This window comes from Geodermatophilus sp. CPCC 205506 (genome assembly GCF_051383635.1).
In the GTDB taxonomy this organism is placed as follows: domain Bacteria; phylum Actinomycetota; class Actinomycetes; order Mycobacteriales; family Geodermatophilaceae; genus Geodermatophilus.
Window position 1 is genome coordinate 40,651 of the sequence record NZ_JALPKP010000030.1, and the last position, 22,196, is coordinate 62,846.

Consider the following 22,196-nt stretch of genomic DNA (forward strand, 5'->3'; position numbering starts at 1 on the left):
GAGGACTGCGATGACGCAGACGACACAGACCACGAAGGCGTTCGCGGACGCGGCCGACGCGATCCTCGACCGTGCCGTCCGGGCGGAGGCCCCGGTGGCCGGCGTCGTCGCCATCGCCACCGACCGGGAGGGCAACGTCTACGAGGGGGCGGCCGGAGCCCGCCGCCTCGGCGGGGACGACGCCATGACGACCGACACCGTCTTCGCGCTGTTCTCGACCACCAAGGCCGTCACCGCGACGGCCGTGCTCCAACTGGTCGAGGAGGGCCGGGTGGACCTGGACGCCCCCGCCCGCACCTACACCCCCGGGATCGGCGACCTCAAGGTCCTCGACGGCTTCGACGCGGAAGGCTCGCCGCGGCTGCGCGACCCCAAGCGGGAGATCACGACCCGGCACCTGCTGACCCACACCGCCGGCTTCGGCTACGACTTCTTCAACGAGCACTACAACCGGCTGGCCACCGAGCACGGCCAGCCCAGCATCATCACCGCGACCCAGGCCTGCCTTCGGACCCCGCTGCTGTTCGACCCCGGGGAGCGGTGGGAGTACGGCAGCAACATCGACTGGGCCGGCCAGGTGGTGGAGGGCGTCACCGGTGAGCGCCTCGGCGACGTCTTCGCCGCGCGGATCTTCGAGCCCCTCGGCATCCGGGACACGTCCTTCGAGCTCGACGACCGGCTGCGGGCGCGGCGGGCGACGATGCACGAGCGGGGTGACGACGGGGCGCTGCGCCCGATGGACGACTTCGAGCTGCCGCAGCCGCCCGAGGCCCACATGGGTGGTCACGGGCTGTACGGCACGGTCGGGGACTACATGCGCTTCATCCGGATGTGGCTCAACGACGGCCGAAGCGAGAACGGCGTCGTGCTCCGGCCGGAGACGGTGGAGATGGCCGTGCAGAACCACCTCGGGGACCTCAAGGTGACGATGCTGCCGGGGGTGATCCCGTCGCTGTCCAACGACGCGGAGTTCTTCCCCGGGCTGTCCAAGTCGTGGTCGCTGCCGTTCATGGTCAACGACGAGCCGGCCCCGACCGGCCGGCCGGCCGGCGCCCTGGGGTGGGCCGGCCTGGCCAACCTCTTCTACTGGGTGGACCGGGCCAACGGGTACGGCGGTTTCTGGGCGACCCAGATCCTCCCGTTCGGTGACGCCACCTCGTTCGGCGGCCACCTGGAGTTCGAGACGGCCCTGTACGCCTCGCTCGCGCGCTGACCGCCGCCGGCGATCTCCGGCCTCGACCGCCGTGGTGGCCCCAGCGGGCCGCCCCGGCGGTCGCGGCGTGCCCGGGGAGGCGTCGGCCGCCCGCCGTGGCCCGGGCTGTTGACCAGGACATCTGTCGTAGGGCGACCGGCCGCGGGTGGCCGTGACGGAGCTGACATCGCGCCGATCCGGCGGGGGTGCCCGCTGCCTACTGTCGACGTACGTGCGGTCCCCCGTGGTCCCGCTGCCGGGACGAGCGCCCGGTGCTAGACCTGCCGATGTCACCGCCCCGCGCCGCACCCTGGAGTCCGCATCCGATGACCGAGAGTCCCCGCCCGGCGGAGCAGCTGTGGTGAGCCGGCACGTCATCGTCCGCAGGACCACGCTCACCACCACCTCGCCGTCGACCGACGGCATGTTCGGCGAGCTGTTCGCCACTCAGCTGGCTGCCCGCGGGGTACAGGGCCTGGTCATGGACGCCGGGGTGCGCGATGTGGCGGAGCTGACCGCGATGCGCTTCCCGGCCTGGTCACGCGCGGTGTCCGCCCAGGGCACCGTGCAGGCCAGCCCGGGCTCGGTCACCCCCACCCTCGAGCGGCTCGGCGTCACCTACGTCGACGAGACCCCCGACCCCACCTGAACCCGATCCACCCGAGACATCTCAAGGAGTCCCCGATGGCAGCCAACCCCATCGTCATGAACGGCTGGTACCTCGGCGCCTGGACCGAGGAGGTCGGCCGGACGCTCATGCAGCGCTGGATCTGCGGGCGGCCGGTCTGCTTCTACCGGCTGTCCGACGGCAGCGTGAACGCGATCGAGGACCGCTGCCCGCACCGCCGTTACCCGCTGTCGCTGGGCCGGCTCGAGGACGACGACGTCATCACCTGCAACTACCACGGCTACAAGATCGACGCCGGCGGCGCGTGCGTCGGGGTCGCCGAGCAGCCGGACCTGCCCAAGGGCGCGACGGTGCACCGCTTCCCGGTGGTCGAGCGCTACGGCATCGTGTGGATCTGGCCCGGGGACCCGGAGAAGGCCGACCCGGCCGACATCCCGGACGTGTCCTGGCTGACCGACGAGAACTGGACCCACGTGCACGGCTCGGTCGGGCTGAAGTCCCGCCAGGTGCTGCTGGTGGAGAACCTGCTCGACCTGACCCACGAGACGTTCCTGCACCCGACCTCGATCGGCAACGCCGCGGTCGCCGCCACCCCGATCGACGTGATCGGCGAGGGCAACCGGGTGTCCTTCATCCGGCACATGGTCGACATCGAGGCCCCGCCGTTCTACCGCTCCTCGATGGGCGTGACCACGAACATCGACCGCTGGCAGGACGGCGACTTCTACGCGCCGGGCATCTTCATCCTCAACATCCGGATCGCCCCGACCGGCACCGAGGAGCCCGAGGGCTTCCACATGAAGGTCATCTACGGCATGACGCCGGAGACCGAGACCACCACGCACGACTTCTTCGCCCTCGGTCGGGACTACAAGATCGACGACGCCGAGCTGTCGGAGTTCCAGCTCAAGCAGCAGCTGGCGGTCATGAAGGAGGACGTCGACGCGCTGGAGATCCAGGAGCTGATGGTCGCCACCGACCCGGGGATGGTCGAGTCCTCGATCCGCTCCGACGTCGCGGGCATCCGCGGCCGCCGGCTGCTGGAGAAGATGGCCAAGGCCGAGGCGGCCGCCCGCGGCGAGGCCCCGGCCCGGCCGGCGCGCCCCGCCCGCCCGGCGACCGCCGCCCCGACCCCGGAGCCGGCGGGCCAGGCATGACCACGTTCGTCCTGGTCCACGGGGCCTGGCACGGCGGCTGGTGCTGGGACCGGGTGGCCCCGCTGCTCCGCGGCGCCGGCCACGAGGTCCACGCCCCGACGCTGACCGGGCTGTCGGAGCGCAGTCACCTGCTCTCGCCGCTGGTGGGGCTGGACACCCACGTCGAGGACGTGGTCCGGCTGATCGACACCTTCGGCCTGCGCGACGTCGTCCTGGTCGGGCACAGCTACGCGGGGCAGATCGTCACCGCGGTCGCCGACCGGCGCCCCGACGCGATCGCCAAGCGGGTGTACCTCGACGCCTTCGTCGGCGACGACGGCGAGGCGGCGCGCGACCTGCTGCCCGAGCAGGTGGAGCACCACTGGGCGGAGTCCGCGGCCGAGCAGGGCTTCGGCTGGCTGGTGCCGGTGCGCAAGCTGTCGGTGCTGGGCGTGACCGAGCAGGCCGACGTCGACTGGCTGACGCCGAAGCTCACCCCGCACCCGTGGAAGACCTACCTCGACCGGCTCGACCTGACCGGCGCCGCCGACGCGGTGCCGGCCGCGTTCGTCGAGTGCGTGACCTGGATGCGGGTCTTCCAGGCCCAGGCCGAGCGGGCCCGCGCACGCGGCTGGCCGGTGCACGAGCTCGACACCGGTCACGAGGCGATGGTCACCGCCCCCAAGGCGCTCGCCGACGTCCTGCTCGACCTCGCCCGCTGACCGCCGTCCCCGACCCCCAGGAGACCACCGTGGAGTTCCTCGTCCGCTCCGAGAACCGCCTGCCTCCGGAGACCCCCGCCGAGCGGCGGGAGGAGCTGCGGTCCGCCGAGCGGGCCCGTGCCATGGAGCTGCGGGAGGCGGGCATCCTCAAACGGCTGTGGCGGGTGCCCGGCCGCAACGCCACCATCGGGCTGTACGAGGCGGCCGACCCGGCCGCCCTGCACGACGCGCTGGTGTCCCTGCCCATGTCGCCGTGGCTCGACGTGCACGTCGAGGCGCTGGCCCAGCACCCCCAGGAGCGCTGATGACGACGTCCACCGGCCGGGAGCTGCGCATCACCTTCCGCCAGTACGACGGCGAGATGCACGGGACCTGCTGGTGCGGGCTCACCTGGTCCAGCCCGCACCCGCGGCTCATGTGGGAGTGGCTGGACGACCACGAGCACCAGGGCGGCGAGGAGAATGACGCCGCGGCACCGGGTGCCGGGAACGGGAGGTCCACCGATGAGCTCTGACACGCCGGCCGGGCGGTTCGACCTGCCGGGGACCCCGGTCTTCGACGGGCAGACCAGCCGGCGCGGGTTCCGCATGAACAAGCTGTTCATGAGCCTGCGCTCGGCGGAGAACCGGGAGCGGTTCCTCGCCGACGAGGGCGCCTACTGCGACGAGTTCCGGCTGACCGCCGAGCAGAAGCAGGCTGTGCTGGACCGCGACTGGCAGGCGATGATCGACCTCGGCGGCAGCATCTTCTACGTGTACAAGCTGGCCATGATGGACGGCCGGTCGATGCAGTACCTCGGTGGTGTGTTCAGCGGCATGACCGAAGACGAGTTCGTGGCGGCGATGCGTGCGGGAGGACGGCGGGATGGCTGAGGTGATCTGGGGCCTGGCGACGTCGCACGTCCCCTCGATCGGGGCGGCGATGGACCGGGGCAAGACCGAGGACCCGCTCTGGAAGCCGCTGTTCGACGGCTACGCGCCGGCCCGCGAGTGGCTGGCCGAGCACGAGCCGGACGTGGCCATCGTGATCTACAACGACCACGCCAACGGCATCGACCTCGACATCGTCCCGACCTTCGGCATCGGCACCGCCGAGCGGTACGACGTGGCCGACGAGGGCTTCGGCAAGCGCCCGGTGCCCGACGTCGTCGGCGATCCGGAGCTGTCGCTGCACCTGCTCGAGCAGCTGGTCGACGACGGCTTCGACCTCACCGTCTTCCAGGAGCTCGAGGTCGACCACGGGTTCACCGTCCCGCTGTCGGTGTGGACGCCGGACCCCGGGGACGCCTGGCCGTGCCCGGTGATCCCGCTGCTGGTCAACGTCATCCAGTACCCGCAGCCGACGGCGGCCCGCTGCTACGCGCTGGGCCAGGCCCTGGGGCGGGCCATCCGCAGCTACCCCAAGGACGTCAAGGTGGCGATCCTCGGCACCGGCGGCATGTCCCACCAGCTGGCCGGCGCGCGGGCGGGCTACATCAACCCCGACTTCGACCACATGTTCCTCGAGGCCATCGAGAAGGACCCGGCCAAGCTGACCGCGCTCTCCCGGCAGGACTACATCCGCGAGGCCGGCTCCGAGGGCATCGAGATGATCATGTGGCTGATCATGCGCGGTGCCATGAACGAGCAGGTGACGAAGGTGCACTCGCACTACTTCGTCCCCGCTTCCAACACCGCGGCCGCGATCGCGCTGTTCGACAACCGGGTGCCGCAGCCGGCCTGAGAGCGGACCGCCGGGCCGCACCGCCTCTGCTCAGCGGTGCGGCCCGGCGGTGTCTCAGCGGCCGGTCACCAGTCGACGCCGGCCCGCTCGGTGCCGGTGCGCTGCAGCGCGCCCCGGTCGACGCGGTAGGTGTTCATGACGGTCAGCCGCGGGGTGTACACGTGCACGCTGACCGCGGCCTCCGCGCCGCCGTTGAGCACCTGGTGCACGTGGTGCGGTCCGAAGTGCCGCACCCGGCCGGTGGTGAGCTCGGCGGCGTCCTCCCGGGCGCCGACGCGCTCGCGCAGGGTGCCGCGGACGACGGCGAAGGCGCCGGCGGAGCCGCCGTGGTCGTGCAGCCCGGTGCCCTGGCCGGGCAGCCAGGACAGCAGCCAGACCTGGGCGCGGGCCAGCTCGGGGTGCAGGGACGGGTCGAGGACGTCGGCGGCGAGCCCCTGGTCGAGCAGGGCGCTCCAGCGGCTCTCGGGCCGGTACTCGACCAGCGGGGACCAGGCGGCCTCCGCGGCGGCGAGGGCGGCGGCGAGTGCGGCGGCGCCGGTGCGGAGGGTGGTCGTGTCGTCCGGGCGGTACAGCACGGAGGACAGGGCAGGGGACAGCAGGGAACGGGTCACGGGGTCTTCCTCGGGGAGTTCGGGGTGGTCTGGAGGTCGGGGGCGCTCAGCAGCCGCGACAGAGCGCGCTCGCCGTCCGCACCAGGTCCACCGCCGTGCGGCGGGTGAGCCTCACCGGGCACCCACCGGTTCGCGGGCCAGCAGGGGGAGGACCTCCTCGCCGACCCGCCACGCCTCCTCGAGGTGCGGGTAGCCGGACAGGACGAACTCGTCGATGCCCAGCGCCGCGTACTCGGCCAGCCGCTCGGCCACCTGCTCGGAGCTGCCGACCAGCGCGGTGGCCGCCCCCTCGCGGACCAGGCCGATGCCCGCCCACAGGTTGGGGGCGACCTCCAGCGACCGGGCGCCGTCGCCGGCGGCCCCGCCGTGCAGCGACGTCATCCGCGCCTGGCCGACGGAGTCCATGCGGGCGAAGCGCTCCTGCGTGGCCGCGATCGCCGACGCTGGCATCCCGGCCAGCATCCGGTCGGCCTCGGCCCAGGCCTGCTCCGGCGTGTCCCGGGCGACGACGTGCAGCCGCATCCCGAACCGGACGGTGCGGCCGTGCGCGGCCGCCCGCTCCCGCACCCGGTCCAGCCGCGGCGCGACCATGGCCGGCGGCTCGCCCCAGGTGAGGTACCGGTCCACCCAGCGGGCGGTCACCTCCTCCGCGGCCGGGGAGGCGCCGCCCAGGTAGACCGGCGGGACGACGTCCGGCGGCCGGACCAGGCCGGCGTCGCGCGCGGCGAAGTGCTCACCGGCGACGTCGAACCGCTCCCCGGCCAGGCAGCGGCGCAGCACCTCGAGGAACTCGCCGGTGCGGGCGTACCGGGCGTCGTGGTCGAGGAAGTCGCCGTAGGCGCGCTGCTCCACCGGGTCCCCGCCGGTGACGACGTTGAGCCGCAGCCGGTTGCCCGACAGCCGCTGGAACGACGCGGCCTGCTGGGCGGCGAGGGTCGGGAGCACGAAGCCCGGCCGGAAGGCGACCAGGAAGTGCAGCCGGGAGGTCAGCGGCACCAGCGCGGAGCAGACCACCCACGCGTCCTCGCAGCCGGACCCGGTCGGGGTGAGCACCGCCGCGAACCCGGCCTGCTCGGCGGCCTGCGCCACCGCGGCCAGGTACTCCAGGGTGGGCCGCCGGCGCAGCGCCGCGGCGCTGTGCCCGCGGTCGGTCGTCGCCGGCCCGACGTCGCGGCCGTCGCCACGGCTGGGCAGGAACCAGGAGACCTCCACGTCAGCGCCGTCCGGCGGTGCGGGCCGCCGCCACCTGCGGTCCCGCGACGGCCAGCCAGTCGTCCAGCGGGCCGGGGGCGTCCCAGGTCTTGTCGAGCAGGTAGAGCCCGCGGGTGGGCGTGGTGGCGCCGAGCTCGACCAGGACCGGCTTGAGCAGCAGGTCCGGCGCCAGCGCGTGGGCGGGCCCCGCGCCGAGCATGAGCGGGACCGCCACCACGCCGGCGAGGTCGCCGGTGCCGACCTGGTCGAGGAACAGCTTGAGCAGGCCGGTGTAGGTCGCCTTGTAGGTGGGGCTGGCGACGACGGCGACCTCGGCGGCCCGCAGCGCGGCGACCGCCTCCTCGACCGCCGGGTCGCCCCAGCCGAGCAGGCCTGAGCCGAGGTCGACCACGTCGACGACGCGGTCCGGCGGGGCGCCGGTGAGCCGCTCGACGACGTGCTCGGCGGCGGCGCGGGTCCGGGAGTGCGGCTTGGGGTTGCCGACGACCGCGATCGTGCTCACGGGGCGGCCGCCGCGGCGGCGTCGCGCTTGGCGACCTCCTCGCGCACGATCGGCAGCACGTACCGGCCGACGTCGATGGCATCCCCGAGCAGGTCGTAGCCGCGCATCGAGATGATGTCCACGCCGAGGTCCACGTAGTCCAGCAGCGCCTGGGCGACCGTCTCGGGGGTGCCGACCAGCGCGTTGGAGTTGCCCGCGCCGCCGGTCGCCGTCGCCGTCGGCGTCCACAGCGCGCGGTCGAAGCGCTCGCCGCGCTCGGCGATCGCCAGCAGCCGCTGGGAGCCGGCGTTCTCCGGCTCGGTGAGCGGGTGCCGCCGGGTCAGCGGCTGCGCGCCGCCGCCGGTGCGGGCGGCGATCCTGTCGACGGTGCGGTGCGCCTTCTCCCAGGCCAGCTCCTCGGTCGGCGCGATGATGGGACGGAAGGCGACCTGGATGCGGGGCATCGTCGTCCGCCCGGCCGCGCGGGCCGCCGCGTGCACGCGCTCGATCTGCGCCGCGGTCTCGGCCAGCGGCTCGCCCCACAGCGCGTAGACGTCGGCCTCGGCCCCGCCCGCGGCGTAGGCGGCCTCCGACGAGCCGCCGAAGGAGACGTCGGGCCGCGGCTGCTGCACCGGGAAGGTGTCGCTCACGAAGTCGGCGAACCGGTAGTGCTCGCCGTCCCAGTCGAAGGGCTCGTGCGAGGTCCACGCCTTCTTGACGATCTGGATGTACTCGCGGGTGCGGCCGTAGCGCTGGTCCTTGGTCAGGTGGTCGCCCTCGCGGCGCTGCTCGGCGTCGGTGCCGCCGGTGATGAAGTGGACGGTCAGCCGGCCGTCGCCGATCCGGTCCAGCGTGGCGAAGGTCTTCGCGGCGAAGGTCGGGTAGCTGACGTTGGGCCGGTGGGCCAGCAGCACCTGCAGCCGCTCGGTGTGCGAGAGCAGGAACGCGGCGGCCGCCGACGGCTCGGGGGAGCCGGACCCGTAGGCGAACAGCACGCGGTCCCACCCCCAGTCCTCGTGCGCGCGGCCGAGCCGCAGCGTGAACTCCTTGTCGAAGCTCGGCCCCGAACGCGGGGTGGTCTCGGAACCGTCGTTGGTGGCGGCGATGCCCAGGAACTCGATCGGCACGGGTGGTCCTCAGGGGTGACGGGGGCCGCCCGGGACGGGCGGCCGGGGGAGGGGACGCGGGGCGGCGTCAGCGACAGCGCGCGGACCAGACCCGGCCCAGGTCCACGTGCACACGCCGGACCAGCCGCGGAGCGGCGGCGGTCGAGGTGGGGACGGCGGGCACGGACATATCTCTACCATCCCGATCGGGTTTGACGGGTAACCGGGTCGCATGTCACGCTGCCCGGCAGGTCAAGAGCGCCAGCGACAAGCCCCGGCTCGCTGGCCGGCAACCCTCCCTCCGCGATGGGGTGCCCCGGGTGACGACCCGGCGGGCGCCGACCGGCGTCCGCAAGCGCGGGCCCGCACGGGTCCCGAACCGAGGAGGCCCCGTGACCGGCGCTGTCCTGTCCCGTCCCGCCGCTCCGGCCGGCTGCCCGCTGCTGCCGGTCGTCGGCGCGGACACCGAGGTGCCGCTGGTGCCCGCCGGCCGCGCCCCGTACGCCGACCTGGACACCGCGGCCAGCACGCCCGCCCTGGTCGCCGTCGCCGACCGGGTGGCCGAGGCGTTGCCGCTCTACGCCAGCGTGCACCGCGGCGCCGGCTACCTCTCCCAGGTGTCGACCGCCCTCTACGAGTCGGCGCGGGACACCGTCGCCGGCTTCGTCGGCGCCCGCGTCGACGACGTCTGCGTGCTGACCCGGAACACGACCGACGCGCTCAACCTGCTGGCCGGGTGCGTGCCCGCCGGGGATCGGGTGCTCGTCCTCGACTGTGAGCACCACGCCGACCTGCTGCCGTGGCAGCGCCGGGCCGCCACGACCGTGCTGCCCACGCAGGCGACGGTGACGGCGACCCTGCGCGAGCTGGCCGCGGAGCTGGTGCGCGGCCGCTACGCCCTGGTCGCGGTCACCGGGGCGTCCAACGTGACCGGCGAGGCGCTGCCCCTGGCCGACGTCGTCGAGCTGGCGCACGCCGCCGGGGCCCGGGTCGCCGTCGACGGCGCGCAGCTGGTGCCGCACCGCCGGTTCTCCCTGGCCGCGACCGGCGCCGACTACGTCGCCTTCTCCGGCCACAAGCTCTACGCCCCCTTCGGCACCGGCGCGCTGGTCGGCCGGCGGGACTGGCTGGACGACGCGCCGGCGCACCTCGCCGGCGGCGGGGCGGTGCACGAGGTGACCGTCGAGGGGACGACGTGGGCCGCGGCCCCGCACCGGCACGAGGGCGGATCCCCCAACGTGCTGGGGGCGGTGGCGCTGGCCGCCGCCTGCGACGCGCTGGCGGCGCTGCCCGACGGCGCGCTCGAGACCCACGAGCTCGCGCTGCGGGACCGGCTGGAGGCGGGGCTCGACGCCCTGCCCGGCGTCCGCCGGCTGCGGATCTGGCCGGACTCGACCGCGCCCACCGGCGTCGTCTCGTTCACCGTCGACGGGGCCGACCCGGGCCTGGTCGCCGCCGTCCTGTCCGCCGAGCACGGCGTCGGCGTGCGGGACGGCCGGTTCTGTGCGCACCCGCTGCTGGCCCGGCTCGGCGTGCCGCAGGGGGCGCTGCGGGCCAGCGTGGGGCTGGCCACCACCGCGGCCGACGTGGACCGGCTCCTCGAGGGCCTGGCCGCCTTCCTCGACCGCGGGCCGGCGGTCGACTACGCCGTCCGGTCGGGGCGGTGGGCGCCGGCCGACGACCCCCGCCCCCTGGCCGGCCTGGCCGGCGCGGACGCGGGGGCCGTCACCCGGGGAGCCGGCTGCGGCTCCCCCGGGAAGTGACCGTGTCAGCCCGGCAGCAGGACGGTGCGCAGCTCGTGCGCGCCGTCGGCGCGGGTGGCCTCGTAGAACCAGCGGGTGCCGCCGCCGGGCAGGGCCACCGCGTCGGCGTAGCGCAGCCCGCCGGGTGGGTGCGGGCTCTGCAGCAGCGGGCCGTCGGGAGCCGCGCGGAACCGGCCGTCGCCGTTCGCGACGGCCAGGCCGGTGCGCTCCTCCCAGTTCTCCGCCGCGGTGGCCCGGCCGTCGTAGAGGGCCCAGGTCCGGTCGCCGTCCAGGACGACGGCGGCGAACCGCACGCCGCGGGCGTCCCAGCTCCCCGGCGTGCCGGCCAGCGCGGTCCCGCGCCAGGTCCACTCGACGCCGTCCGGGCTGGTGGCGTGCTCGGTGGTCATGCGGTCGGTGGCGTGCGGGTCGTCGAGCGGGTGGACCGAGGCCCACAGGTGCCACTGCCGGCCGTCGAACCGGACCACCGGGTCCTTGACCGCCTCGCCGTCGCTGCCGGGCAGGACGGTGCGGGGGGTGGCCGCGGCGAGGTCCTCGACGCGGCCGGCCTCGAGCAGGTCCACCCGCCAGTGGCTGGTGCCCGGCGTCGCGCAGCTGACGTACAGCCGCCAGCGGCCCTCGGGCGTGTGCACCAGCGCCGGACGCTCCAGGGAGTCGGCGCCGAAGTCGTCCTTCCGGACCCGCGCGACCTCGGTGAAGTGGCGGCCGTCGTCGGACCGCGACACGGTGTTGGCGAAGCCGCGGCCCTCACCGACCGGGCGGCGCAGCCGGGCGGCCAGCCACCACGTGCCGTCGACCAGCTGGGCCGAGGGCCCGCCGGTCCACGAGCCGGGGCGGGGGTCGTCCGGTGCGAGCACGATCTCGGCGTCGGACCAGAACGACGACGCGTCCGGGAGACGGATGGCGGACGTCGGGGCGGGGGAGGACGGCACGCTGCGGCTCCGGGATCTCGGGCGGACGGCCCGCCCAGTGTGCATGCACCCGGCGACGACACAGGAGGAAGGCCCTGATGAGTGACCCCAGCGGGCGAGGTCCGCAGTTCGTGATCGCGGGCGCGCCCAAGGCCGGGACGACCGCGCTGCACGCGGCCCTGGCCACGCACCCGGGGCTGTACCTGTCGCCGGTGAAGGAGCCCAAGTACTACCTGACCGACGGCCGGCCGCCGCCGCGCAGCGGGCAGCGGGGGCCCGGCGACGCGCACAGCGCCCAGGAGTGGATCTGGCGGCGCGAGGAGTACCTGGCGCTGTTCGATGCCGCCCCGGAGGACGCCGTCCGCGGGGAGAGCACGCCGTTCTACCTCTACGACCGCGCCGCCCAGGCCCGGCTGGCCGCCGACGTCCCGGACGTGAAGGTGGTCGTCGTCGTCCGTGACCCGGTCGACCGGGCCTGGTCCAACTGGGTGCACCTGCGGGCCGACGGGCTGGAGCCCGAGGCGGACTTCCGCACCGCCGTCCGGCTCGAGGAGCGGCGGATCGCCGAGGGCTGGGCGCCGTTCTGGCACTACCGGGGGCTGGGGCGCTACGGCGAGCAGCTGCGGGACCTGTACAAGAGCGTGCCCCGGGAGAACGTGTGCCTGCTCCGCTACCGGCAGGTGGTCGACACCCCGCGCGAGGCGCTGGACCGGGTCAGCACGTTCCTGGGCGTCGAGCCGGGCGTCGCGCACGTCGTGCCGCCGGAGAACGTCAAGCCGCACGTCGCCGACACCGCCCCGTACCGCGTCCTGGCCCGGCTGACCCGCGCCGGCGCCGCGCTGGGCGCCTACGCCCCGCCGCAGGTGTGGCGCCAGGCCAGCCGGCCGCTGCTCGCCGCCCTGCACGCCGGGCGGTCGCCGCGGCCGCCGATGCCGGTCGAGGTGCGCCGCGAGGTCCTCGGCCCGCTGCTGCCGGACATCGCCCTGCTGGAGGAGCTCACCGGCGAGTCCTTCGCCGACTGGAAGGGCGACACCGGCCGCGGCGACTTCCGCTCCCGCTCGGCCGGCACCGCCGGCCGCTGACCCACCCACCCCGTCCCGAGGAGGACCTGCCGTGTCCATCACCGACGAGCTGCTCGAGGCCAACGCCCGCTACGCCGAGGCCTTCCGCGGCCCGCTGCCGCTCCCGCCGTCGCGGCAGGTCGCCGTGGTGGCCTGCATGGACGCCCGCCTGGACGTCTACCGCGCGCTGGGCCTGTCCGAGGGCGAGGCGCACGTCATCCGCAACGCCGGCGGCGTGGTCACCGACGACGAGATCCGGTCACTGGCCATCAGCCAGCGGCTGCTCGGCACCCGGGAGATCGTGCTGGTCCACCACACCGACTGCGGGATGCTCACCTTCTCCGACGAGGACTTCCGCACCGCGATCGAGCAGGACTGCGGCATCCGCCCGGACTGGCACTCCGAGGCGTTCCCCGAGCTGGAGGACGACGTCCGCGCGCAGCGGCAGCGCATCCTCGACAGCCCCTTCATCCCGGTCAAGGACAGCGTCCGCGGGTTCGTCTTCGACGTGGCCACCGGGAGGCTCAGCGAGGTCGTCTGACCCGCGCCGGGCGGACGGTCAGCTCCGGACGGCGTGCCCGGCGAGGGCGAACGCCTCGGCGCCGGCCGGGGTGCCCAGGGCCAGGTCGGCGAGCACCCGCCCCGTCGCCGGCGCCGACTTGAAGCCGTGCCCGCTGAACCCCGCGGCCACCACCACCGGGCCGACGCGGTCGAGCACGAACTCGCCGGTCGGCGTGCTCGTGTAGGTGCACGACACCGGCTCCGGCGCGTCGGCGTCCAGGCCCGGCAGCCAGCGCCGCACGTACTCCCACAGGCGGGCCAGCTGCCCCGGCTCGGCCGCGAGGGTCCGCGCGTCGGGGTGGCACTCGGGGCCGGTCCCGTGGAACCCGACCTTGACGCCCTCCCCGGGGCTGGCCAGCCCGTACACGCCGCTCGGCCAGCCCTCGGCCGGGTCCGGGTCGGCGGTGAACGCCGGCCACTCCAGGCCGGGGTCGAGCGGCCGGAAGTGCGCCGGCTGCTCCTGGGTGACCCGGAGCGGGGGCAGCCGGACGAGGTCGCCGAGGACGTCGGCGGCCCACGCGCCGGCGGCCACCACGACCGCGCGGGCGGAGACCGCCGCACCGGCGGCGCAGCGCACGACCACGCCGTCCCCGTCCGGCTCGACCGCGGTGACCCGCCGGTGGTGGCGGACGGCGGCCCCGTGCGCCGCCGCGGCGGCCTGGAGCGCGGCGACCGCGGCGTCGGCGTCCACCCGGCCGGCCGTGTGCGGCTCGAGCAGCACCGGCCCCGGGAACCGCATGCCCGCGAAGCGTTCCCCGGCCTCGGCCGGCGCGAGCCACTCGTGGGCGACGCCGGCGCGGTCCATCGCGCGGGCCGTCTCGCGCAGCCGGTCCGCGCCGGGGCCGGGCGCGGCGGTCGCCACGCCGGGCCCCGGGTGCAGCACGGTCGCCCCCGTCTCGGTCTCCAGCTCCGCCCACAGCCGTCGTGCCTCGGCGACGAGCGCCTGGTGGTGCGGCTGCGGATAGGTGCTGCGGTAGATCCGGGACCGGCCGTGCGAGGCGCCGAGGACGTGGCCGGGGCCGAACTGCTCGAGCAGCACGACCCCGACCCCGCGCCGTGCGAGCGCCCAGGCGGTGGCCGAGCCGATCACGCCGCCGCCCACCACGACCACGTCGGTGAGCCGGGGCGTGCCCGGCCCGGCCGCCGTCAGGACCCCACCGCCGGGTTGACCACCGGCTCGTCGACCGCCTCGTCGGACAGGCCCCACCGGTCCAGTGTCTCGCCGTAGGTGCCGTCCTCGAAGACGTGCTGCAGCGCCGCCTGGACGGCGTCGACGAGGCCGTTGCCCTTGAGCGTCGTCGCGGCGACGTAGGTGGTGTTGGGCCAGCCGGCGTTGACCGTGCCGACGATCTCGACGTCCCCGACCGACTGCTGGTAGACCGCGGTGGGGTTCGGGCCGATGTAGGTGTCGATCCGGCCCGACTGCAGCGCCAGCAGGGTGTCCGCCGAGTTCGCGAAGTACTCCAGCTGCGCCGGCTCCAGCCCGGCCGCCTCGTTCTGCGCGTTCCAGTCCAGCAGGATCCGCTCCTGGTTGGTCCCGGAGCCGACCGCGATCGTGAGGCCGGCGACGTCGGCCGCCTCCTCGATCGACAGCCCGCTGTCGGGCCGGGCGCTGAAGGCCATGACGCCCTCGCGGTAGGTGGCGAAGTCGAACAGCTGCAGCCGCTCGGTGTTGACGCCGACGTTGCTGAACACCGCCTCCAGGTCGCCGCTCTGGACACCGAGCGGCCACTGCTCCCAGGCGACGTTGACCACCTCGAGCTCCAGGCCCAGGGCCTCGGCGACCAACGAGGCGATGTCCACCTCGCTGCCCACGACGGTGGCGTTGTCGTCGGCCAGGAAGCCCAGCGGCGGCTCGCCGGCCCCGGCCACGCCGATGGTGAGCGTCCCGTCCTCGGCGATGTCGGCCGGGACGAGCGCGGCGGCGTCGGGGTCCTCGTCGGTGTGCACCCGGCCGGCCTGCTCCGGGCTGGTGTCCACCTCCAGGACCGTGGTGGTCCCCTCCGCGGCGGCGGCCTCGGTCCGGGCCTCGGACTCGATCCCCGCCGAGCTGGTGCAGGCCGACAGGAACACGACGGTGGACAGCACCAGGGCGGTGCGGACGGGGAGGGCGGCGGCGGGCCGGCGCGCCCGCGTGCGGGTTCGGGTCATCGGGGTGCTCCTCGTCTGCGGTGCGTTCAGGCGCCCAGGCCGGGCGGGTTGGTCTCGGCGCGGTCGATCGCCTCGGCCTCCAGGCCCCAGCGCTCGAGCACCTGCTGGTACGTGCCGTCCTCGATGGCGTGGTTGATCGCCGCGGTGAACGCCTCGGCCAGGCCGTTGCCCTTGGCGGTGGCGACGGCGATGTTGGCGGTGTCCGGCCAGCCGCCGTTGACCGTCCCGGCGATCGCGAAGTCGTCGGGGGCCACGGCCGCGCTGTAGGCGGCGGTGGCGTTGGGGCCGAAGTAGGTGTCGATGCGGCCGGACTGCAGCGCCAGGACGGCGTCGTTGTAGGCCTCGTAGTAGTCGATGGTCACCGGCTCCAGGCCGGCGTCCCGGTTCTGCTGGTCCCAGGCGAGCAGGATCTGCTCCTGGTTGGTGCCCGACCCCACCGCCACGGTGAGCCCGGCGATGTCGGCGGCCTCGTCGAGCTCCAGGCCGCTGTCGGCGGCGACCAGCCAGCCGAGCTGGTCGACCCGGTAGGAGGAGAAGTCGAACAGCTGCTTGCGCTCCTCGGTCACCGTGACGTTGGAGATGGTGGCGTCGACCTCGCCGGACTGGGTGGCCAGCGGCCAGTTGGACCAGTCGTTGACGACCAGCTCCAGCTCCAGGTCGAGGGCGTCGGCGACCAGCGTGGCGATGTCGGTCTCGCTGCCGATCACCGTCTCGTTGTCGTCGGCGTAGAAGCCCAGCGGCACCGCGCCCTGGGTGATGGAGACCCGGAGCACGCCGTCGGGGAAGGCGCCGTCGGGCAGGAGGCCGATGGCCTCCTCGCTCGCCGTCGTGTGGATGCGGTCCTGGTCCGGGCCGGTGTCGACGGCGAGCGCGGTGCCCTCCTCGGTGCGGGCCTGCTCCTCGATCTCGGCGGTGCTGGTGCACGCCCCCAGCGCCAGCACGGACACGGCGGCCAGGAGGGGGACGAGGCGGGCTCGTCGGGTTCGGGCGGTCACGGTGTTCTCTCTCTTTCTCGGGGTCTCGGGGGTGCGCGGGGCGCGCGCCACCGACGGGCGGCGCGGGTGCGCCGTCCGGGGTGTGGGGGGTCCTTCTTCAGAGGACCTTGGCGAGGAAGGCGCGGGTCCGTTCGTGCTGCGGGGCGTCGAGCACCTGCTCGGGCGGGCCGGCCTCGACGATGCGGCCGGAGTCCATGAAGACCACCTGGTCGGCGGCCTCCCGGGCGAAGCCGATCTCGTGGGTGACGACGACCATCGTGGTGCCGTCGCGGGCGAGGTCCTGCATCACCCGGAGCACCTCGCCGACCAGCTCCGGGTCGAGTGCGGACGTGGGCTCGTCGAAGAGCAGGACCGCCGGGCGCATGGCCAGGGCCCGCGCGATCGCCACCCGTTGCTGCTGCCCGCCGGAGAGCTGGCGCGGGTAGACGTCGGCCTTGTCGGCCAGCCCGACCCGGGCCAGGAGCGTGCGCGCCTCGGCCTCGACGTCGCCGCGCCGGCGGCCCTGCGCCGACACCGGCGCCTCGACCACGTTCTCCAGCGCGGTCAGGTGCGGGAAGAGGTTGAAGGACTGGAAGACGAACCCGAACCGGGTCCGCTGGCGGAGCAGCTCCTTCTCCTTGAGCTCGTGCAGGGTGTCGCGCCGGCGGCGGTAGCCGACCAGCTCGCCGTCGAGGGCGACGAACCCGCGGTCGACCTTCTCCAGGTGGTTGATGCTGCGCAGCAGCGTCGACTTGCCCGACCCGGAGGGGCCGAGGACGACGGTCACCGTGCCCGGCTCGACGACCAGGTCGACGCCGTGCAGCACCTCCAGGGTGCCGAAGGACTTGTGCACCCCGTGCACCTCGACCCGACCGGGCCGGACCGCGGCGGTCACCGGGACACCCCCCGCGGGCCGGAGACGCGGGCCAGGCCGGCGGTGAGGTTGGCGCGCAGCCGTTGCAGCGGGGTCGGCGGGAGCGTGCGGACCGCGCCGCGGGCGTAATAGCGCTCGACGTAGTACTGGATGACGGTGACCACCGTGGTGAGCACGACGTACCAGACCGCGGCGACCACGAGCATCGGCAGCACCCGCTGGGTCCGGCCGTAGATCACGCTGACCGTGTAGAAGAGCTCGCCGAGGGCCAGCACGTAGACGATCGACGTCCCCTTGAACAGGCCGATCACCTCGTTGACCGCGGTCGGCACGATCGCCCGCATGGCCTGCGGCAGCACGATCCGGGTGGTCTGCCGCCGCCGCGGGATGCCCAGGGAGGCGGCCGCCTCGAGCTGGCCCTGGTCGACCGAGAGGATGCCGGCCCGCACGATCTCGGCGGAGTAGGCGGCCTGGTGGAGGCCCAGGCCGAGGATGGCGGCGCCGAACTTGTCGATCAGCGACAGCGTCTCGACGCTGGCGAAGGACGGCCCGAACGGGATGCCGAAGTCCAGGCTCTGGTACAGGTAGGCGAGGTTGTACCAGAGCAGCAGCTGCAGGATCAGCGGCACCGAGCGGAACACCCAGGTGTAGCCCCAGCTGACCGCCTGCAGCAGCGGGGAGCGGGACAGCCGCATGAGCGCCAGCACCGTGCCGAGGGCGAAGCCGAGGACGGCGGTGACCAGGGTGAGCTGGACCGTCGTCCACACCCCGCGGACGATCGACTCCTCGGTGAGGTAGGCGGCGACGACGTCCCACTCCCACCGCGGGTTGGTGACCAGCGAGTTGACCACCATCGCCAGCAGGACGGCGACGACGGCGGTGGACACCCAGCGGCCCGGGTGCCGGGCCGGCACCACCCGCAGCTGGTCGTAGGGGGTGCCGGTCGGCGGCGGCGCGGCGGTGTCCGCGGCCGGCCGGGGGACGACGGTGGTCATGCGAGCCCTCCCAGGGGCTTCTCGAAGGCGTAGCCGAGCCGGCCGGGTGGCAGCGCGCGCAGGGACGCCAGGTCGGTGGGGCGGGGGACGGCGGGGTCGAACAGCGGCGACCACCCGGCGGCCAGGTAGAGCGCCTTGGCCTCGGGCTGGCGCGGGCCGGTGGTCAGGTACATGCGGGTGTAGCCGCGGGCGGTGGCCCGGGACTCCAGCTCGGCGAGCACCTGGCGGGCCAGGCCGCGGCGCCGGTGCGCCGCGGCGGTCCACATCCGCTTGACCTCGGCGGTGCCTGGGTCGGCGTGCCGGCGGTAGGCGCCGCCGGCCACCGGGGCGCCGTCCTCCAGCAGCAGGAGCAGCTCGCCGTCCGGCGGGAGGAACTCCGCGGCCGGGTAGCGGGTGAGCTCGGCCGCCGCGCCGCCGTACAGGTCGCCGTAGCGGCTGTCGTACTCGTGCAGCAGCTCGGCGAACAGCGGCGCGGCGAGCGGGTCGTCGGGGTGCACGGCCACCACCGCCAGGCCCGGGGCGGCGGTCACGCGGTCACCTCCGTGTCCGGCCAGACCCGGCTGGGCAGCTCCTCGCGTAGCACCGGGGCGACCCGGTCGAGGAACAGCTCGAGGGTGGCCCGCTGCTCGGCGTCGGGGATGCCGAGCCCCTCCAGGCCGATCTGCAGGACCTCGACGCCGCCGAACTCCGCGTCCCAGCGGGCCAGCTTCTCCGCCACCTGCTGCGGGCTGCCGACCAGCAGCGGCCCGCGCTCCACGGCGTCCTCGACGTCGCTGAACTCCGGGTCGTTGTGCCGGGCGGCCGGCGTCTGCAGGAACGCCCGGTAGTAGGGGCGGATCGCCTCGACGGCGTCCTGGCTGCGCTCGCTGACGTACAGACCGCCGCACCCGACCCCCACGACCCCGCAGGCCGGGTCGTGGCCGTGCGCGGCCAGCCGGTCCCGGTAGTGCGCGACCAGGTCGGTGTACTTCTTCGTCGGGTGGAAGGCGTTGGCGCTGAACACCGGCTCGCCGAACCGCGCGGCCAGCTCGGTCGACTCGGTCGAGGACGCGCTGCCGTGCCACACCGGGATGGGCTGCTGCAGCGGCCGGGGCAGCGTCGTCGCCCCGGTGAGCGGCGGGCGGGAGGTGCCCGACCAGGTGACCTCCTCCTCCCGCCACAGCCGGCGCAGCAGCTCGTACTTCTCCCGGTTGAGCTGCCACTGGTCGGCCAGGTCGTAGCCGAACAGCCGGTTCTGGACGGGGTCGTTGCCCTTGCCGATGACGACGTCGACCCGCCCGCCGGAGAGGTGGTCGATCGTGGCGAAGTCCTCGGCCACCCGGACCGGGTCCAGCAGCGGCAGCACGGTGACCGTGCTGACCAGCCGGACCCGGGAGGTGACCGCGGCCAGGTGGGCGAGCAGCACGGTCGGGGACGAGGAGAGGAACGGTGCAGCGTGCCGCTCGCCGATCCCGACCGCGTCGAACCCGGCCTCCTCGGCCCAGACCGCCCAGCGGACGGCGTCGCGCAGCTTCTCGTGCGGTTGCTTGGTCCGGCCGGTGACCGGGTCGGGGGTGGTGAGCAGCAGGTTGGCGGCGAGCAGCTTCACCGGGCCACCTGCCCGCGGTCGGTGCCGACGCCGCCGCCGGAGCGGCGGGCCGGCCGGGCCGGGCCGAGGCCCAGGTGGTCGCGCAGCGTCGGGCCGGTGTAGTCGGCGCGGAAGGAGCCGCGCTCCTGCAGCAGCGGGACGACGCGGGCGGCGAACTCGTCGAGCCCGGCCGGGGTCAGGTGCGGCACGAGGATGTAGCCGTCGCAGGCGTCGGCCTGCACCGCGCCGTCGATCTCCGCGGCCACCGACTCCGGCGTCCCGACGAAGCCGCCGCGGTCACCGACCTGGATGACCAGCTCGCGGATCGACCAGCCGTTGGCCTCGGCCTGCTCGCGCCACTGGCGGGCGAGGGCGGCGGGGTCGCGGTGGTGGCGGACGCGGCCGCGGGTGATGGACACGTTGCCGGCGTCCGGGTCCTCGGCCGGCAGCGGCCCGTCCGGGTCGTGGGCGGTGAGGTCGCGGCCCCACACCTGCTCGAGGAAGGCGATCGCGGTCGGCCCGCTCACCTGCTGCTCGCGGATGTGCCGCGCCCGGTCGCGGGCCTCCTCCTCGGTGTCGCCGAGCACCACCGTCACCGCGGGCAGGATCTTCAGGTCGTCCCGCTGCCGCCCGTGCGCGGCCAGCCGGCCCTTGACGTCGGCGTAGAACGCCTGGCCGGCCTCGACGGTGGAGTGCGCGGTGAAGACGACGTCGGCGTCGCGGGCGGCGAACTCCCGGCCGTCGGCGGAGTCGCCGGCCTGGAACAGCACCGGGTGCCCCTGCGGTCCGCGCGGCGTCCCGAACGTCCCGCGGACGTCGAACTGCGGGCCGGTGTGCGCGAACGGCCGCACGCCGCCGGGCCGCAGGAAGGTCTCCCCGGCGGCCACCGCGTCGGCGTCCCAGGAGTCCCACAGCTGCCGGGTGACCTGCACGACCTCGGCCGCCCGCCGGTACCGGTCGGCGTGGTCGAGGAAGCCGCCGCGCCGGAAGTTGGCGCCGTGGAAGGCGTCGGAGCTGGTGACCAGGTTCCACGCCGCGCGACCGCCGGAGAGCAGGTCGAGCGTGGCCCACTGCCGGGCCAGCTCGTAGGGCTCGTTGAAGGTCGTGTTGATCGTCCCGACCAGCCCGAGCCGCTCGGTGACCGCCGCCAGCGCGGCGAGCACCGGGAGCGTGTCGGGCCGGCCGACGACGTCGAGCTCGTAGACCTGCCCCTTGTGCTCGCGCAGCCGCAGCCCCTCGGCGAGGAAGAAGAAGTCGAACCGCGCGTCCTCGGCGGTGCGGGCCAGGTGCTCGAAGGAGGCGAAGTCGACCTGGCTGCCCGACCGCGGATCGGCCCAGACGGTGGTGCTGTTGACGCCGGGGAAGTGGGCCCCGAGGTGGATCTGCTTGCGGCTCACCGGGCACCCCCGACGGCGGTGCGGCCGGCCGGGCGGGTCAGGCCGAGGGTGTCGCGGAGCGTGGGGCCGGGCGGCCCGGCCGGGCGCAGCCCGCGCTCCCGCAGCAGCGGGACGACGTCGTCCACCAGCGCCTCGAGGTCGGTCGGGAGGACGGCCGGGCGCACCACCACGCCGTCGACCGCGGTCGTCCAGACCGCGATCAGGTCGGCGAGGTCCTCGGCGTCGCCGACGTGCTCCACCGTGCCCGGGTCGGTCCGGGACAGCGCCTGCAGCCGGTTCCTCCGGTCGGCGGCGTCCGGGCCCAGCCAGGCGACGACGTCGGCGAGCACGGCGACCTGGCGCGGGTCGTGGCCGGCCTCGGCCACCCGGGCCCGCACCTCGGTCGCCTGGGCCGTGGCGGCCGCGACGCCGGCGGCGGAGATCCGCACGACGTCGGCCCGGTGCGCGGCGACGGCGAGCGCGGCGGGGGAGTCGGCCCGGACGACGACCGGCGGGCGGCCCTGCGGCGAGCGCGGCGTGATCGACGCGCCCGCGACCGAGAAGCGGGGACCGCGGAAGTCGACCGGGTGGATCCGGTCGCGGTCGACGAACCGGCCGGTGGCCACGTCGCGGATCTCGGCGTCGTCCTCCCAGCTGTCCTCGAGCCGGGCGACGACCTCGGCGACGTCGTCGGCCTCGGCCCACAGCTCGTCGTCGGGCTCGGCGCTCTTCCGGCCGAACAGCGCGGCCTCCTCGGGGGTGCGGCTCACCCCGATCTCCCAGCCGGCCCGCCCGCGGCTCACCCAGTCGAGGGTCTGCACCGCCTTGCCGACGTGGAACGGCTCGGTGTGCGTGGTGGTCACCGTCGGCACGAGACCGATGGACGTGGTCAGCGGGGCGAGCCGGGAGGCGGTCAGCAGGGCGTCGAGCCGGCCGCGGACCCCGCCGTCGGCGTCCTGCACCCCGAACGCGTCGGGGAACAGGGCCAGGTCGAGGCCGCCACGCTCGGCGGTGCGGACCAGGCCGGCCCACCGCGCGGGGTCGAACAGCCGGCCCGGCTCGGCGACCGGCAGCCGCCAGGCGGCGGGGTGGGCTCCGGCGTCGGTCAGCTCGACGCCGAGGAGGGGGGTGCGGGACATGCGGGTGCTCCCTG

The 22,196-nt window shown here is 74.9% G+C and carries 25 protein-coding genes and 1 riboswitch; of the genes, 11 read left to right on the plus strand and 14 right to left on the minus strand.

The genetic code is table 11. The features are described from left to right. Positions 1-10 precede the first annotated feature (10 nt). The 8 genes from MY520_RS17315 (at position 11) to MY520_RS17350 (ending at position 5,400) form a co-directional block, all read left to right on the plus strand. Entirely contained in the window at positions 11-1,213 is a 1,203-nt protein-coding gene (locus MY520_RS17315; RefSeq protein ID WP_436693799.1) for a serine hydrolase domain-containing protein, read from the plus strand. A 340-nt stretch (positions 1,214-1,553) separates the two neighbouring features. Continuing rightward, positions 1,554-1,841, plus strand: a complete 288-nt coding sequence (locus MY520_RS17320) for a hypothetical protein (RefSeq protein WP_436693800.1) — start codon at positions 1,554-1,556, stop codon at positions 1,839-1,841. A gap of 35 nt (positions 1,842-1,876) precedes the next feature. Beyond that, on the plus strand, positions 1,877-2,977 hold the full coding sequence (locus tag MY520_RS17325) for a Rieske 2Fe-2S domain-containing protein (protein WP_436693801.1): 1,101 nt from the start codon (positions 1,877-1,879) through the stop codon (positions 2,975-2,977). Then, positions 2,974-3,678, plus strand: coding sequence for an alpha/beta fold hydrolase (locus tag MY520_RS17330; protein ID WP_436693802.1), 705 nt, complete (start codon positions 2,974-2,976; stop codon positions 3,676-3,678). Before MY520_RS17325 ends, MY520_RS17330 begins: the two co-directional genes overlap by 4 nt. Before the next feature lie 29 nt (positions 3,679-3,707). Then, a complete protein-coding gene (locus MY520_RS17335; RefSeq protein ID WP_436693803.1) occupies positions 3,708-3,983 on the plus strand; it encodes a muconolactone Delta-isomerase family protein in 276 nt (91 codons plus the stop codon). Next, positions 3,983-4,192 (plus strand): hypothetical protein, encoded by a 210-nt coding sequence (locus MY520_RS17340; protein WP_436693804.1) that lies wholly within the window; start codon positions 3,983-3,985, stop codon positions 4,190-4,192. Before MY520_RS17335 ends, MY520_RS17340 begins: the two co-directional genes overlap by 1 nt. Further along, positions 4,182-4,550 carry a protocatechuate 4,5-dioxygenase subunit alpha gene (gene ligA, locus MY520_RS17345; RefSeq protein ID WP_436693805.1) on the plus strand — a complete coding sequence of 123 codons (369 nt, stop codon included), beginning with the start codon at positions 4,182-4,184 and terminating at the stop codon, positions 4,548-4,550. The genes MY520_RS17340 and ligA overlap by 11 nt, the downstream gene beginning before the upstream one ends. Beyond that, the gene (locus MY520_RS17350) at positions 4,543-5,400 is read left to right on the plus strand and encodes a class III extradiol dioxygenase family protein (protein WP_436693806.1); all 858 of its coding nucleotides are present in this window, start codon (positions 4,543-4,545) and stop codon (positions 5,398-5,400) included. The genes ligA and MY520_RS17350 overlap by 8 nt, the downstream gene beginning before the upstream one ends. Positions 5,401-5,465: 65 nt before the next feature. On the opposite strand, the gene MY520_RS17355 is transcribed toward MY520_RS17350, so the two are convergent. The 4 genes from MY520_RS17355 to MY520_RS17370 all read right to left on the minus strand — a co-directional run bounded on the left by MY520_RS17355 (position 5,466) and on the right by MY520_RS17370 (position 8,831). Beyond that, complete coding sequence (locus MY520_RS17355) at positions 5,466-6,011, minus strand: cysteine dioxygenase (protein WP_436693807.1); 546 nt, start codon at positions 6,009-6,011, stop codon at positions 5,466-5,468. A gap of 111 nt (positions 6,012-6,122) precedes the next feature. Continuing rightward, complete coding sequence (locus MY520_RS17360) at positions 6,123-7,223, minus strand: LLM class flavin-dependent oxidoreductase (protein ID WP_436693808.1); 1,101 nt, start codon at positions 7,221-7,223, stop codon at positions 6,123-6,125. Between the two features lies 1 nt (position 7,224). Beyond that, positions 7,225-7,725 (minus strand): NADPH-dependent FMN reductase, encoded by a 501-nt coding sequence (locus MY520_RS17365; RefSeq protein ID WP_436693809.1) that lies wholly within the window; start codon positions 7,723-7,725, stop codon positions 7,225-7,227. After that, positions 7,722-8,831, minus strand: coding sequence for an LLM class flavin-dependent oxidoreductase (locus tag MY520_RS17370; RefSeq protein WP_436693810.1), 1,110 nt, complete (start codon positions 8,829-8,831; stop codon positions 7,722-7,724). The genes MY520_RS17365 and MY520_RS17370 overlap by 4 nt, the downstream gene beginning before the upstream one ends. A 229-nt stretch (positions 8,832-9,060) precedes the next feature. After that, positions 9,061-9,174, plus strand: a riboswitch (SAM riboswitch). 28 nt (positions 9,175-9,202) lie between these two features. Here MY520_RS17370 and MY520_RS17375 point away from each other — a divergent pair. Further along, positions 9,203-10,573, plus strand: coding sequence for an aminotransferase class V-fold PLP-dependent enzyme (locus tag MY520_RS17375; protein ID WP_436693811.1), 1,371 nt, complete (start codon positions 9,203-9,205; stop codon positions 10,571-10,573). 5 nt (positions 10,574-10,578) lie between these two features. Here the strand turns inward: MY520_RS17375 and MY520_RS17380 are convergent, their stop codons facing one another. Further along, positions 10,579-11,505, minus strand: coding sequence for a hypothetical protein (locus tag MY520_RS17380; RefSeq protein WP_436693812.1), 927 nt, complete (start codon positions 11,503-11,505; stop codon positions 10,579-10,581). A gap of 77 nt (positions 11,506-11,582) precedes the next feature. Here MY520_RS17380 and MY520_RS17385 point away from each other — a divergent pair, with 77 nt between their 5' ends. Then, positions 11,583-12,566, plus strand: a complete 984-nt coding sequence (locus tag MY520_RS17385) for a sulfotransferase (protein WP_436693813.1) — start codon at positions 11,583-11,585, stop codon at positions 12,564-12,566. A gap of 31 nt (positions 12,567-12,597) precedes the next feature. Beyond that, positions 12,598-13,086: a beta-class carbonic anhydrase gene (locus MY520_RS17390; protein ID WP_436693814.1), complete on the plus strand. Its 489-nt coding sequence runs from the start codon at positions 12,598-12,600 to the stop codon at positions 13,084-13,086. 18 nt (positions 13,087-13,104) lie between these two features. Here the strand turns inward: MY520_RS17390 and MY520_RS17395 are convergent, their stop codons facing one another. From MY520_RS17395 to MY520_RS17435, 9 genes are all read right to left on the minus strand, one after another. Continuing rightward, a complete protein-coding gene (locus tag MY520_RS17395) occupies positions 13,105-14,217 on the minus strand; it encodes an FAD-dependent oxidoreductase (RefSeq protein ID WP_436693815.1) in 1,113 nt (370 codons plus the stop codon). Between the two features lie 35 nt (positions 14,218-14,252). Further along, entirely contained in the window at positions 14,253-15,257 is a 1,005-nt protein-coding gene (locus MY520_RS17400) for an ABC transporter substrate-binding protein (protein ID WP_436693816.1), read from the minus strand. A 26-nt stretch (positions 15,258-15,283) separates the two neighbouring features. Further along, entirely contained in the window at positions 15,284-16,252 is a 969-nt protein-coding gene (locus MY520_RS17405; RefSeq protein ID WP_436693817.1) for an ABC transporter substrate-binding protein, read from the minus strand. 97 nt (positions 16,253-16,349) lie between these two features. Continuing rightward, complete coding sequence (locus tag MY520_RS17410) at positions 16,350-17,126, minus strand: amino acid ABC transporter ATP-binding protein (protein ID WP_436693818.1); 777 nt, start codon at positions 17,124-17,126, stop codon at positions 16,350-16,352. Further along, positions 17,123-18,100: an amino acid ABC transporter permease gene (locus MY520_RS17415; protein WP_436693819.1), complete on the minus strand. Its 978-nt coding sequence runs from the start codon at positions 18,098-18,100 to the stop codon at positions 17,123-17,125. The genes MY520_RS17410 and MY520_RS17415 overlap by 4 nt, the downstream gene beginning before the upstream one ends. Next, a complete protein-coding gene (locus MY520_RS17420) occupies positions 18,097-18,630 on the minus strand; it encodes a GNAT family N-acetyltransferase (RefSeq protein ID WP_436693820.1) in 534 nt (177 codons plus the stop codon). Before MY520_RS17420 ends, MY520_RS17415 begins: the two co-directional genes overlap by 4 nt. Continuing rightward, positions 18,627-19,688, minus strand: a complete 1,062-nt coding sequence (locus tag MY520_RS17425; protein WP_436693821.1) for an LLM class flavin-dependent oxidoreductase — start codon at positions 19,686-19,688, stop codon at positions 18,627-18,629. The genes MY520_RS17420 and MY520_RS17425 overlap by 4 nt, the downstream gene beginning before the upstream one ends. Then, the gene (locus MY520_RS17430; protein WP_436693822.1) at positions 19,685-21,064 is read right to left on the minus strand and encodes an NtaA/DmoA family FMN-dependent monooxygenase; all 1,380 of its coding nucleotides are present in this window, start codon (positions 21,062-21,064) and stop codon (positions 19,685-19,687) included. The genes MY520_RS17425 and MY520_RS17430 overlap by 4 nt, the downstream gene beginning before the upstream one ends. Next, positions 21,061-22,182 (minus strand): LLM class flavin-dependent oxidoreductase, encoded by a 1,122-nt coding sequence (locus tag MY520_RS17435; RefSeq protein WP_436693823.1) that lies wholly within the window; start codon positions 22,180-22,182, stop codon positions 21,061-21,063. Before MY520_RS17435 ends, MY520_RS17430 begins: the two co-directional genes overlap by 4 nt. Positions 22,183-22,196: the final 14 nt, after the last annotated feature.